The sequence below is a fragment of the Dyella humicola genome (genome assembly GCF_026283945.1).
GTDB lineage: Bacteria > Pseudomonadota > Gammaproteobacteria > Xanthomonadales > Rhodanobacteraceae > Dyella > Dyella humicola.
The window spans coordinates 97,149-110,061 of sequence record NZ_JAPDPC010000001.1 but is presented as its reverse complement, the minus strand read 5'-3'; the positions used below and the strand labels follow the sequence as shown (position 1 = coordinate 110,061).

The following is a 12,913-nucleotide window of genomic DNA, read 5'->3' as shown; positions in this document are numbered from 1 at the left end:
GCGTCGCCTTGTGTCGCCAACCTGTCATCTCCCAGGTGCCGCGCTATTCGCTGACCTTGCCCTACAATGCCGCCACTCATTCGGAGCGCTGGATCCATGGCTGTCAGCCTGCTTACCGCCCTCATCGCACTCGGTCTTCTGCATGTGATGCCACAGCTGGCGCATTGGCGCGGCGATGGCGGATTCCGCCGCTGGGTAGCGCAGCTTGGGGATACCGGCGGGCCGGCACGCGTCGCTGTGACGCTGGGTGTACCTGTGGTGCTTTGCCTCTTGGCGATCTGGCTGATCAGCCTGCTCCCGGGCGCCGACCTGCTGCGCCTGATCTTTTCGCTGGTGGTGTTGCTGTACTGCTTTGGTCCGCACGCGTTCGAGGCGGACCTGGAAGCCATCCTAAAGGCCGCCGACCAACCCTCTCGCGAGGCTGCCGCACAGGCGCTTTCCGACGATGGTGAACCGGTGGTGTGGCACGCCATCGCGCTCGGCGAGGCAACGGCTTATGCGGCGTTACGTCGTCGCTTCGGCGTCTTGCTGTGGTTTTTCCTGCTGGGCCCCGCGGGTGCGCTGCTCTATCGCCTGGCGCAGACGTTAGGCCGCGACCAAACGCTGCGTGTGGACCCGCAGGCACGCGCATCGGCGCACGCATTCGCGAACATGGCGGACTGGCTGCCTGCGCAGCTGATGGTGTTCACACTGGCCCTGGTTGGTCATTGGGATGCGGTGATCGGCGCCTGGAAACGCTGGCACCTACAGCAGTCGCCGCATGGCTGGTACGTGGAAGGCCCAGGCTTTCTGGGCGCCGCGGCGCGCGCGGATGTGCAGGTCGACATCGAAGCCGGCGACGGCTACGCCGAGGAACGCTGCGACCCTATCGCCGAATTGATACGCCTGCGTGGTGCGCTGCTGCGCGCCTTGCTGGCTTGGCTTAGCGTGGTGGCGGTGATTGTGTTGGCTGGGTGGATGAGCTGAGCCAGACGGCGATCAGGCCACGTAGCGCCTCGTCAATTTCTCTGCAAGAGCTAGACGTTCGCGCCTCTCTTCCTGGGCCGTCATCCCCGCGAAGGCGGGAGGCGCTTCTCAACAGCCGTAGGGCTGGTCATCCAGCGCCTTTGGCTTTTGCTTCAACGTGACATAAGAACGAAAGTCACTGGATCCCCGCCTTCGCGGGGATGACGGTGAGGTAACTGGGGTGGCGACTCGGGACTAAGCAACGCCTTGGGATAACCCGACGCGGATCCGGCGATTTTGAACAGGCTCTTAGGCGAAGTCCCCGCGCAGTTCACGCACGCGCGCCTCCAATGCCTCCGTACGCGCCTCCGCCGGTGCCAGCGGGGCGCCTGCCACCAGTTCCACTCGCGCACGAAAGCGGCGCGGCAGACGCGCGCGATGCAGCATCGAATCGCGTCGGCTCCACACGCTGCCCCATAGTCCGCGCAATGCCAGCGGCACGACCGGCACGGGACGGCGCTCGAGGATGCGCGCAACGCCTTGTCGGAAAGGCGCAATGTCGCCATCACGCGTGAGGCCACCCTCTGGAAAAATGCAGACCAACTCACCGTCCACCAGCGCCGCATCCACGTCGTCATAAGCCCGCTGCAACACCTCGGGATCTTCTTTGTGTCCCGCAATGGGAATCGCCTTGGCGGTGTGGAACACAAACTTCAGCAACGGAATGTTGAAGATCTTGTAGTACATGACGAAGCGCGCAGGCCGTCGCAGGTTGGCCATGAGCAGCAGCGGGTCCATGAAGCTGACGTGGTTGCACACGAGCAGCGCCGGACCTTCTTCAGGAATCTGCTCCAGCCCATCCACGCGCACCCGATACAAGATGTTCACCAGTACCCAGGTGATGAAGCGCATCAGGAATTCGGGCACGAGGATGAAGATGTAGGCGGCCACCACGACATTGAGCAGCGCCGCGGCGAGGAAGATCTGCACCGCGGTGAAACCCATGGCCCCCAGCGCCAAGCCGAAGCCCGCGGCCAGGCAGATCAGCAAGGCGTTGAGAATATTGTTGCCCGCAATCACGCGCGACAGGCGATCACGTGGCGTACGCGCCTGCACGAAGGCAAACAGCGGCACCACGTAGAAGCCGGCGAAGACGCCGATCATGGTGAGATCGAAGGCGATGCGCCAACTGCCCGTGCTACGCAGAAAGGCCAGCCAATCCAATCCATGCGCGGTAGCCACACCGGGGTGCGCGGCATAGAGATCGATGCCGAAGGCGGTCAGGCCGAACGCGCCCAAGGGAACCAGCCCCACTTCCACGCGTCGTCCCGACATGCGCTCGCACAACAGCGCGCCGACGCCCGTGCCGATGGAAAACAAGGTCAGCACCAGGGTGTTGACCGAGCCGTCGCCGCCCAGGTTCACGCGCGTGTAGCCGGGCAACTGCGCCACCAGCACGGTGCCGAAGAACCAGAACCATGAGATGCCCAGCACCGCATTGAATACCCTGCGGTCCTCACGCGTGATGGCGAGCACGCGCGAGGTTTCGGTGAAGGGATTCCAGTTGAAGACGAGGTCGGGCGCGGTGGCCGGCGCGGCCGGAATGCGCCGGCTGGCGAGGTACCCCAGTACCGCGATCAGGATCGTCGCGCTCGAGGCGAGGATCGGCCCATAGCCGGCAATCAGCATCAGCGAATTGCCGACGATCATGCCGATCAGCATGGCCATCTGCGTACCCATCTCCACCAGGCCGTTGCCACCGACCAGTTCCTCGGGCTTCAGCGCCTGGGGCAGGATGGCGTACTTGATCGGCCCGAACGTGGTGGAGTGCAGTCCCATCAGGAACAGCACGATCAGCAGCAGGGTGGTGTGATGGGTGTAGAAGCCGACTGCCGCCAGCAGCATCGCGCCTATTTCGAACAGCTTTACGATACGGATGATGCGCGTCTTCTCGTATTTCTCCGCCAGCTGCCCCGCGGTGGCGGAGAACAGGAAGAACGGGATGATGAACAACGCGGGCGCGAGGTTCGTATACAGCGACACCGTTTTGTCATCCAGCCCCATCTGGAACGCGACCAGCATGATCAAGGCGTTGCGGAACGCATTGTCATTGAAGGCACCCAGCGCCTGCGTCCAGAAGAAAGGGGCGAAGCGGCGGCTTCCAAGCAGGTTGAACTGGCTCATGCGGGGCTCGGGCGTTGAGTCGCCGCCAAGCCTACCAGCGTAGAGTGAGCGCCGTCGCTCAACGCGCCGCCGCCACGAGGGTCATCGCCATGGCTGACACCTTTCGATCCACCCGCGAAGTGATCCTGCGCACCGAGGCCTGGGACCAGGCCACGGCGTTCTACGGCTCCGTGCTCGGCTTGCAGGTAAGTTACCGGAGCGACCATCTCGTTGGCTTCGAAACTGGTTCGTTTTGCCTCTATGTCGAACGGGGCGAAGCGCACGGGCCGGTCTTCGAGCTGCTGGTCGACGACCTCATCGCGGCGAAGGCACGGCTAGTCGCGGAGCGTTGCACGGTGCAGGAAGAAGATCCTTCCGTGCCGCGCTGCTATGTCCGCGACCCTTACGGTTTTGTCTTCAATCTGCGCGCCCGCTGACGCGTGTTGCCGAACCCCGACCCAAGGAGCTCCGCCCATGTGGACCCACGAAGCATGCATCGAAACCCATGCGACGCCGGCGCGACTCTGGCAGCTGTTTGCCGACGTGCCCGGATGGAAGGCGTGGAATGCGGGCATCGAACACATCGAGCTGCACGGTCCCTTCGTCGAGGGCACGACGTTCACGATGCAGCCACCGGGAACCGACGCCTTTGTCAGCACGCTGACGGCGGTCGTGGAAAACCAAGGCTTCACGGACGAGACGGTCATCGATGACACGCGCGTGATCGTGGCCCATCGCATCGAACCGCTGGCCTCGGGTCTTACCCGCATCACCTATAGCACCCGCATCACCGGGCCGCTCGCGAGCGAGATCGGCCCCATGGTCACCGGCGATTTCGCTGATGTGCTGCTATCGCTCAGGGAAGCCGCGGAGCGTCCCTGACCAAGCGACCGCGAGTCAGGCGCGACGAAGCGCGCGATAAGCAATATCGCGGCGGCAGAACGCGCCTTCGTAATGGATCTTGCCAACCGCGGCGTAGGCGTGTTCGCGCGCCGCCGCGATGTCCTTGCCCAGTGCGCAGACCGTAAGCACGCGGCCACCCGCGGTAATGACGTGACCGTGCGCATCGAGTTGGGTGCCGGCGTGGAACACCTTCACATCAGCACCGAAGTCGCTGTCGAGACCCGTGATGACATCTCCGTTGTGCACCTTGCCCGGGTAGCCGCCGGCGGCCATCACGACACCGATGGAGGGGCGGGCGTCCCAATGCACATGGGTGTGATGCAACTCGCCGTCCAGCGCGGCCTCGATCAGCTCGACCAGGTCGGACTTCAGGCGCAACATGATCGGCTGCGTTTCCGGGTCACCAAAGCGCACGTTGAACTCGATGACCTTGGGCGCGCCGCTCTTGTCGATCATCAGGCCGGCGTAGAGGAAGCCGATGAACGGTGCGCCTTCCATCGCCATGCCGTGCAGCGTCGGCTCGATGACTTCCTTGAGGATGCGGCGCTCGACCTCGGGCGTCACCACCGGTGCGGGCGAATAGGCGCCCATGCCACCCGTATTCGGGCCCATGTCGCCTTCGTCGCGACGTTTGTGGTCCTGGCTGCTGGCCATCGGCAGCGCATGTTGGCCATCGCTCATCACGATGTAGCTGGCTTCCTCGCCGTCGAGGAACTCCTCGATCACAACGCGGGCGGAGGCATCGCCAAACGCATGCGCGCCCAGCATGTCGTGCAGCGCCTGCTCTGCATCGGCCAGCGTGAGTGCCACCACCACGCCCTTGCCAGCGGCAAGACCATCGGCCTTGATGACGATGGGCGCACCGTGCTGGCGCACATAGGCCAACGCCGGGTGGAGCTCGGTAAACACCGCATAGTGCGCCGTGGGGATGTTGTGGCGGTGCAGGAAGTCCTTGGCAAAGGCCTTGGAACCCTCCAGCTGCGCGGCGATCGCGCGCGGACCGAAGCAGCGCAGACCGGCAGCGCGGAACTTGTCCACGACGCCAGCGACCAGCGGCACCTCGGGGCCCACCACGGTGAGGGCGATCTTTTCATCCTTGGCCAGCTTGAGCAGCCCTTCCAGATCCGTGACGGCGATGTCCGCATTGCGCACGCCTTTCTCACGGGCCGTGCCTGCATTGCCGGGAGCGACAATCACTTCGCTGACGCGAACCGACTGCTTGAGCTTCCACGCCAGCGCGTGTTCGCGCCCGCCGCTGCCGATGACCAGGACTTTCATGCTTGCTCCGCTTGCTTAAGGTGATGCGTGCCGTTTGGCGCAGTGCGACATTGTAGCGGCGCACCGGCCGGGAACGACCCGAAACCGGGACTGCCTTCGCCAACACGACCTCGCCGCGTTCATTCCCCAGTCACCCCCTCCTGCGCTTCAGGCTTGGGTTTCGACTCGTCCGCACGCGTCTGGAATGCGGCCTTGGGACGTTGGGGGAGGGGCTGGAAGTGACTCTATCGGCCGGTACCAGGGATCGATAAAGACCTTAGTGTTCGGCCTCATGCGATCGCCGAGCCGCCACCAGGAACCGGCACGCTCAGGCCGGTTCGTGCCCCATCAGCGCAAGCAGTCGGTGGCGCGGCAGCTTGCCGGTTTCGTTGCGGGGCAGGGCATCGACCAGGGTCAGCGGACGCGGCAGGAAGACCGGATCGACGGCCCGACGCAGCGCCTCGATGATGCTGTGTTCGTCCAGATCCGGCGCCACGGCCAGGGCGGCGATGCGCTGCACACCCAGCGCGTCGCTGTCGTCCAGCTGGAAGACGACGCCATCCCGCACGCCAGGGATCGCCAGCAAACGATGGGTGAGATCGCCCAGTGAGGCGCGCTTGCCGGCAATTTCCAACAGATCGGCATGGCGACCGCATAGCCGGAAACGACGGCCGCCGTCGTGCAGGGTGACGATGTCAGCCAGCGTCATCGGTTGCGCCAGCTGGGGCGCGCGCACCTGGGTGCCGTCGGGCTGCGGATGCAGAAGCACGTCGTCGTACAGGGTCCACAATTCATCGGCGGTAACGCGACGACTGGCGAAAGCGCAGGTCTCGGTCGAGCCAAACACTTCCAGCAAGGGCGCGCCAAAGTGCGCCTCGGCCTTCTGCGCCAGGTCCAACGGCATCGGCGCGGTGGCGGAGAGCATGGCGGCCATCGGCGGCAACGACACGCCGGATTCGATCAGCGCGCGCAGATGCACGGGCGTCGTCACCAGCACGCGTGGCGCGGGTACCTCGGCCAGCGCAGTGGCCACGTCAGCCGGAAAGAACGGGCGCCCAGCATGCACAGCCACGTCGCCCAGCAAGGGCAGCAGCACCGACATCTCGATGCCGTAGGTATGCTGCGGTGGCACGGTGGCGACAAGGTTGAAACTAGTGCCAACCATGGCCTGCAGCATGCGCTGGTTGCCGCCGGTGCTGGCCTGGAAGTCGCCCCAGGTCTTGATCGTGCCCTTGGGTACGCCGGTCGAACCGGAGGTGTAGCCGATGGCTACCACCTGCTCGGCGGGAATCGACGGTACCGCGAAAGGTTCGCCGGCCACAGGCTGGGCCGACAGCGCCGGAAGTTGCCGGTAATGCGGCGGCGGTGTGTCGAGCGCCAGCTCGCCCACGGCGTAACAGCCCGGGTGAGCCGCCATGACATCTTCAACTGCCTGAAAAGCACGCGAGGAGGGCAGCAGGTTGGCCTGACCACGCAGTGCGATGGCGCAGAAGGCGACCAGGAAAGCGTAACGGTCCTCGCATAGATTGACCGCGGTAGCGGCCGGCGGCAGCAGCCCGGCGACTTCATGCACATGGGCGAGAAACGCTTCCGCACTGACAGCCTTGCCCTGCCGCCACGCCACCGTGCGCTGTGGATGCTCAGCCGCAAGCAAGGGCAGCCTAAGCGCCGCCTGTTCCTGCCGACAGATTTCGTAAACGATAGCCAAGTCTTACTCCACAACGGCAATCTGCCCGGCGACCGGCCGGATGGCGCCGGTCCGAGCTGCGGACGGTCAAAAAACGAGAGCCCACGAGGTTCCCCATCCTCAGGGTGACCACTGAATCTGCCCCTACCGGCGACTCGTGGCGTGTGGAGACCGTTCATCCTTCCGGCAAAAACTGGCCGGCGGCGGGCCCCAATTACTTGCGGATGATAGCGCCGGAAAGAGCGTCGCGGATGATCGTGGGACGCTTCTGGTCGCCAAGAGGGGCGTCGAGCACCCCATCCAGCGCGTGGCCGAAATACCCCTCCACCATGGCCGCTGACTGGGCCGGTGGCTCGCCATGGGGGTTGGCGCTGGTCGACACCAGGGCGCCGCCGAAAGCGCGGCACAGGGCGGCGGCGGGCGCGTGCGCGGTCACTCGCAAGGCAATCCCGGCATGGGCGCCGGCCACCCATTCAGGCACCTGCGGCGAGCGCGGGAAGATCCAGGTGTACGGCCCCGGCCAGCTTTCACGCACCTGGGCCAGCACGGCGGCTGGCACGGCGGGGAGATCGATATAAGGCTCGACCTGGGCGAAGTCGGACGCGATCAGCAGCACGCCCTGGGTGGGCGGACGTTGCTTGAGCGCGAACAGACGCTCGAAGGCCCCCTGGTCGTGCGGATCGCAACCCAGCCCATAAACCGCTTCGGTGGGGTAGGCGAGTACGCCGCCGCGACGCATCAGCGCGGCGGCGGCATCCACTTCAGACAGGGTAAATCGGGCCAGCACTCAGGCGCCGGCCCGGGTGACCGCCGTCTTCTTGCTGGCAGCCTTCTTGGTGGCGGTTTTCTTGGCCACCGTCTTCTTGGCTGCGGTCTTCTTGCTAGCCGTTTTCTTGGTTGCCGCTTTCTTGGCGGTGGTCTTGGCGGGAGCCTTCTTGGCCGGGACCTTCTTCTCGGCCGGCGCCTTCTTGGCCGCGGCTTTCTTGGCGGCCGTCTTCTTGAACGCCCCGCGCCCCTTCTTGACCGGCGCCGCCGCGAGCAGCTCAAGGCATTGCGCCTCGGTCAGCTCCTTGGGCTCCTGGTCCTTGGGGATGCGGGCGTTCTTTTCGCCATCGGTGATGTACGGACCATAGCGACCGTTGAGCACCTGCACGCCGGTACCGAAGTCCGTGATGATGCGATTGGCCAGCATCTCGAGCTTCTCCTGCACGATCTGCAGGGCCCTCGGCAGTTCGATCGTATACGGGTCATCCTCGGCCTTCAGCGAGGCATAGGTGCTGCCCTGCTTCACGAACGGACCGAAACGACCCACACCTACGCTCACTTCATCGCCGTTCTCGGCCTGGCCCAGCGTGCGCGGCAGCTTGAACAGCTCCAGCGCATCCGCCAGTGCGATGGTGTGCATGCTCTGGCCCGGGCGCAGTGAAGCGAACTGCAGCTTCTCGTCCTGGTCCTTGTCGCCGATCTGCGCATACGCGCCATAGCGACCCAGGCGCACCGACACCGGCTTGCCGGTCTTCGGATCGGCGCCCAGCTCGCGCGCGCCGGTGGCTTCGCTGCGATCGACCGACTCGGTCTTCTCGTCCACCTGCTGCTTGAAAGGCACCCAGAAGCGCTCCATCAGGGGCACCCAGGCTTCTTCGCCGCGGCTCACCGCATCGAGTTCGTCTTCGAGCTTGGCGGTGAAGTCGTAGTCGACATAACGGGTGAAATGCGCGGTGAGGAACTTGCTCACCGCACGGCCCACGTCGGTCGGCTTGAAGCGCCGGCTGTCGAGGAACACGTATTCGCGGTTCAGCAGCACCTGGATGATGCTGGCATAGGTCGACGGACGGCCAATGCCGTGCTCTTCCAGCGCCTTGACCAGGCTTGCTTCGGAGTAGCGCGGCGGCGGCTCGGTGAAATGCTGGTCGGCCTGGATGTCGTGCAGGGCTATCTGCTCGCCCACGGCCAGCTTGGGCAGGCGACGACCTTCGTCGTCGTCATCGGCGCCCTTCTGGTCGCGACCTTCCTCGTAGACAGCCAGGAAGCCCGGATCGACCACGGTGGTACCGGTGGAGCGGAATGAGGCGTCGCCCCCCGCCACATGCGGCAGCGCGAACTCCACCGACACGGTGTTGAGCGTGGCGTGGATCATCTGGCAAGCGATGGTGCGCTTCCAGATCAACTCGTACAGCTTGCGCTGTTCCTCGTTGAGGAAGCCCGACACCTCGCGCGGCGTCAGCAAGGCCGAGGTCGGACGGATCGCCTCATGCGCTTCCTGGGCGTTCTTGGACTTGGACTTGTAGACCTGCGGATGATCCGGCAGCGCCTTGGCGCCGAAGTCGCGCGCGATCAGCTCGCGCATCTCGGTCACGGCGTCTTCGGACAATGCGACCGAGTCGGTACGCATATAGGTGATGAGGCCGACGGTGCCCTCGCTGCCGAGTGATACGCCTTCGTACAAACCCTGCGCGATCTTCATGGTGCGGCTGGTGGAGAAACCCAGCTTGCGTGCTGCCTCCTGCTGCAAGGTGGAGGTGGTGAACGGCGGCGCCGGGCGACGCTTGCGCTCCTTGCTGCCGACGTCGCTGACGGTGAGGCGGCCATGGGCGGCCTCCTTCAGCGCCGCGCGCGCGGCCAGCGCGTCGTGCTCGTTGGTGAGGTCGAACTGCTCGAACTTCTTGCCGTTCAACTTGGTGAGGCGGGCAGTGAAGTCACCTTCGGGATGGCGCAGCGCGGCTTCGACGCTCCAGTACTCGCGGGCGACGAAGGCTTCGATCTCTTCCTCGCGCTCCGCGATCATGCGCAGGGCCGGGCTCTGCACGCGGCCGGCGGAAAGGCCGCGCTGCACCTTGCGCCACAGCACCGGCGAGAGGTTGAAGCCGACCAGGTAGTCCAGGGCGCGGCGCGCCTGCTGGGCGTCGACCATGTCATGCGAGAGTTGGCGCGGCTGGGCCACGGCAGCCTTGATTGCCTTGGGCGTGATCTCGGAGAACACCACCCGGTGCAGGCGCTTGCCCGCGGTGAGGCCACGCTCCTTCAGGATCTCGCTGATATGCCAGGAGATCGCCTCACCTTCGCGATCCAAGTCGGTCGCCAGATAGATGTCGTCGGCCTGCTTGGCAGCCTTGGCGATGGCGTCGACGTGCTTCTCGTTGCGCTCGATCACCTCGTAGGCCATGGCAAAGCCATGCTCGGGATCGACCGCCCCCTCCTTCGGCTTGAGGTCACGCACGTGACCGTAGGAGGCCAGGACGTGGAAGTCCTTGCCGAGGTATTTGTTGATCGTCTTCGCCTTGGCCGGCGACTCGACGATAAGCAGGTTTTTTGCCATGTAACTCGGTATCCGCCATCAATGGCCAGGCCCGTCCGGGCTGGTCTCTCTATCTAGTTAAAGGCATGGCGGCTCGACGACGTCAAGCTGGACCATGTGAAAACGCGGTGTAGAGCGGCTTTGGCTCAGTCCGGCAACCGCTGGTAACGGTTGCCAGGCAAGGCTTCGACCCGACCGTCGAGCTCCAGTATCAGCAGCAGCGACGACACCAAGGCGACAGCCTGTCCGGTGGACGCAGCCAGCTCATCCAGCGCTATCGGCCCATGACCGAGGGCATTTAGCACAGCCTGGCCGGCGGGATCTGCCGCCGCAGCCGAACGACCTGTCTCAAACGGCTCAAGATCGAGCCGGCTGGCCAGTTCGCGGCCCAGTGCGAGCGCTGCAGGCGCAAGCGCCTCCACGATCTCACTGACGCCTTCTACCAGCCGCGCACCATCGCGGATCAGCCGATGGCACCCTTGGGCGAGCGGATTATGTATGGAACCGGGCAAGGCGAACACCTCGCGTCCCTGTTCGGCTGCCAGCCGTGCGGTGATCAGCGAGCCCGATCTCAATCCAGCCTCCACCACCAGGGTGCCCAGTGACAGCCCGGAGAGCAGGCGATTGCGGCGGGGGAAGTGGTCGCTACGGGCCGGCGTCCCCGGCGGAAACTCGCTGACCAGGGCGCCGTGCTGAGCGATTCGCCTGGCCAGCCCATGGTGCTTGCGGGGATAGACCCGATCCGGCCCCGTGCCGATCACTGCCACCGTGGGCAGTTCGGCGTCCAAGGCGCCCAGATGCGCTGCCCCGTCGATACCATCGGCCATGCCGCTGGTGATGGTGAAGCCCGCCAGTCCCAGTTCGCGAGCGAACGCCCGGGCATCGGTCCTGCCGCTCAGGCTTGCGCTCCGCGCGCCGACGATCGCTATCTGCGGATGCAACAGGAGACTTGGGTCACCCGCCACGAACAAAGCCGCGGGCGGCTGGGGAATGGTTTCCAGCAGCGGCGGGAAGTCCGCGTCGAGGCAGCACAGCAAGCGGTGATCGGGTTCGGCCAGCCAGGCCAGATCAGCGGCCAGACGTGTTTCGTCAGGTCGCATCAGCCAGGCGCGCGCTTCTTCGGTGAGAGTGGCGGCCTGCCGGTGCAGCGTATCCAGCACCGCCTCGATGCTGCCCTGGTGCGCAGCCAGGTGCTCGCGCAGGCCACCGGGACCCAATCCGGGCGTTCGCAGCAGGATCAGCCAGGGGCGCCAGGCATTGCCGTCATCCGTTTCGTCCATCGGTGGACTTTAGGCGGCGACCCAAACAGAAACGGCGCGGTGATGACCGCGCCGTTCTGTCGTCCCCTGCCGCTCACTGCTGAGCGACGGGTTTATTCCGGCAGTTCGAGCTTGTCCTGCCTGTGCACCGGGCGCAGGCCATCCATGATCAGGCCATAGCTGACGTGGTCAAAGGTACGGAACACCATCACGTGACCCACGAATTCCTGTGGCAGCGTCACGCTGTGACCGGTGCCGCGATTCCAGCTGTTGCTGGCCACGTCGTCGGGAACGGTCTCGCCCGGCTGGTAGATCGAATAGGTCTGGCCGTTGTCCACGCCGTCCTGTGCACCGATATTCAGTGCCACCACCTGGCGCGGGCCAACCGCGTCGAAGGCATCGGCAAAGGCGATGACACGCGCATTGCCTGGCAACGACTTCGGTGCGTGCGGGTAGAAGTAAGGGTCGTACGGCTTGTCATCCACCGGCATGATGCGGTCACCCTTGCGGATTTCCATGGTGGAATCGAGCAAGAGCAGGGTCGACGGATCGCCCATGCGCAGTACTTCGGCCGTGCCGATCACGCTGACCTCGGTGCCGACTTCCTGGCCGCGACCCCAGTGGCCGTCATTGCGGAAATCTTCCTTCCACGGCGTCCGTACCAGGGATACGTTGCTGTCTAGCTCATGGGCCACCAGGTCAGCGCCGTTATCACGCCCTGCACTGGCGTTGAAGTTGCGGAAGACATTGCTGGGACGCACGATCACAAACCGTTGGCCCGGCTCGGCGTGCAGGTCGCGCACATAAACATTGCGCCCGACCGTTCCACGCAGATCCGCCTCCTCGAAGCCCACCACGTAAGGCAAGGCGGATACTTCGTTGGAATCAAGCACGCGCATTTCCTTCAGGAACATGCGCAGCTCGGACAATGGAATGGCAGGAACGGCATCCTGTTCAACACGCACGCGAGGCTGCAAGCCCAGGCGCGGACCGTTGATGAAGGACAGGTTGAGCACGTCACCCGGATAAATCAGGTGCGGGTTCTGTACTTGCGGATTGGCTTGCCAGATTTCCGGCCACAGCCACGGCTTGGACAGGAAACGCGCGGAGATCGCCCAGAGCGTGTCGCCCTTTCGCACCGTATAGGTATCTGGATGATCGGCACGCAATTGCGCGCCCGCAGCGTAAACAGCCACCGTGACCAGCATGCCGGCCAGCAGCCCAATGGACTTTCTGATCATAAACGGGATTCCCCCATCCCCCGACGCTCGGGCGAGTGTAACCGAACAGTTCAACCACGCAACTGGAGCCAGTTGGCAAAATGGCATGCCAGACACGAGCTTGGCGACGTACAATAAGGCCCATTCTAGATCGCGCCCGGGCTTGGCTTTTACCAATTCGCCC

Annotated in this window: 10 protein-coding genes; 3 read left to right on the top strand and 7 right to left on the bottom strand. The window is 64.7% G+C overall.

The window, feature by feature from the left end; genetic code table 11:
• The first annotated feature begins 96 nt into the window (after nt 1-96).
• On the top strand, nt 97-966 hold the full coding sequence (locus OUZ30_RS00465; protein ID WP_266180188.1) for a regulatory signaling modulator protein AmpE: 870 nt from the start codon (nt 97-99) through the stop codon (nt 964-966).
• Between the two features lie 288 nt (nt 967-1,254).
• Here the strand turns inward: OUZ30_RS00465 and OUZ30_RS00460 are convergent, their stop codons facing one another.
• Complete coding sequence (locus OUZ30_RS00460) at nt 1,255-3,129, bottom strand: MFS transporter (protein ID WP_266180187.1); 1,875 nt, start codon at nt 3,127-3,129, stop codon at nt 1,255-1,257.
• Between the two features lie 89 nt (nt 3,130-3,218).
• On the opposite strand from OUZ30_RS00460, the gene OUZ30_RS00455 reads away from it, so the two are divergent.
• On the top strand, nt 3,219-3,545 hold the full coding sequence (locus OUZ30_RS00455; RefSeq protein WP_266180186.1) for a VOC family protein: 327 nt from the start codon (nt 3,219-3,221) through the stop codon (nt 3,543-3,545).
• A 37-nt stretch (nt 3,546-3,582) separates the two neighbouring features.
• Nucleotides 3,583-3,990 carry an SRPBCC family protein gene (locus OUZ30_RS00450; protein ID WP_266180185.1) on the top strand — a complete coding sequence of 136 codons (408 nt, stop codon included), beginning with the start codon at nt 3,583-3,585 and terminating at the stop codon, nt 3,988-3,990.
• Between the two features lie 15 nt (nt 3,991-4,005).
• Here the strand turns inward: OUZ30_RS00450 and purD are convergent, their stop codons facing one another.
• The 6 genes from purD to OUZ30_RS00420 all read right to left on the bottom strand — a co-directional run bounded on the left by purD (nt 4,006) and on the right by OUZ30_RS00420 (nt 12,750).
• The gene (gene purD / locus OUZ30_RS00445; protein ID WP_266180184.1) at nt 4,006-5,289 is read right to left on the bottom strand and encodes a phosphoribosylamine--glycine ligase; all 1,284 of its coding nucleotides are present in this window, start codon (nt 5,287-5,289) and stop codon (nt 4,006-4,008) included.
• A 307-nt stretch (nt 5,290-5,596) separates the two neighbouring features.
• Complete coding sequence (locus OUZ30_RS00440) at nt 5,597-6,976, bottom strand: AMP-binding protein (RefSeq protein ID WP_283255856.1); 1,380 nt, start codon at nt 6,974-6,976, stop codon at nt 5,597-5,599.
• A 193-nt stretch (nt 6,977-7,169) separates the two neighbouring features.
• Nucleotides 7,170-7,742 carry an L-threonylcarbamoyladenylate synthase type 1 TsaC gene (gene tsaC, locus OUZ30_RS00435; protein WP_266180183.1) on the bottom strand — a complete coding sequence of 191 codons (573 nt, stop codon included), beginning with the start codon at nt 7,740-7,742 and terminating at the stop codon, nt 7,170-7,172.
• Nucleotides 7,743-10,271, bottom strand: a complete 2,529-nt coding sequence (locus OUZ30_RS00430; protein WP_266180182.1) for a DNA topoisomerase I — start codon at nt 10,269-10,271, stop codon at nt 7,743-7,745.
• A gap of 125 nt (nt 10,272-10,396) precedes the next feature.
• Nucleotides 10,397-11,530, bottom strand: a complete 1,134-nt coding sequence (gene dprA / locus OUZ30_RS00425; RefSeq protein ID WP_266180181.1) for a DNA-processing protein DprA — start codon at nt 11,528-11,530, stop codon at nt 10,397-10,399.
• A gap of 92 nt (nt 11,531-11,622) precedes the next feature.
• Complete coding sequence (locus OUZ30_RS00420) at nt 11,623-12,750, bottom strand: LysM peptidoglycan-binding domain-containing protein (RefSeq protein ID WP_266180180.1); 1,128 nt, start codon at nt 12,748-12,750, stop codon at nt 11,623-11,625.
• Nucleotides 12,751-12,913 lie beyond the last annotated feature (163 nt).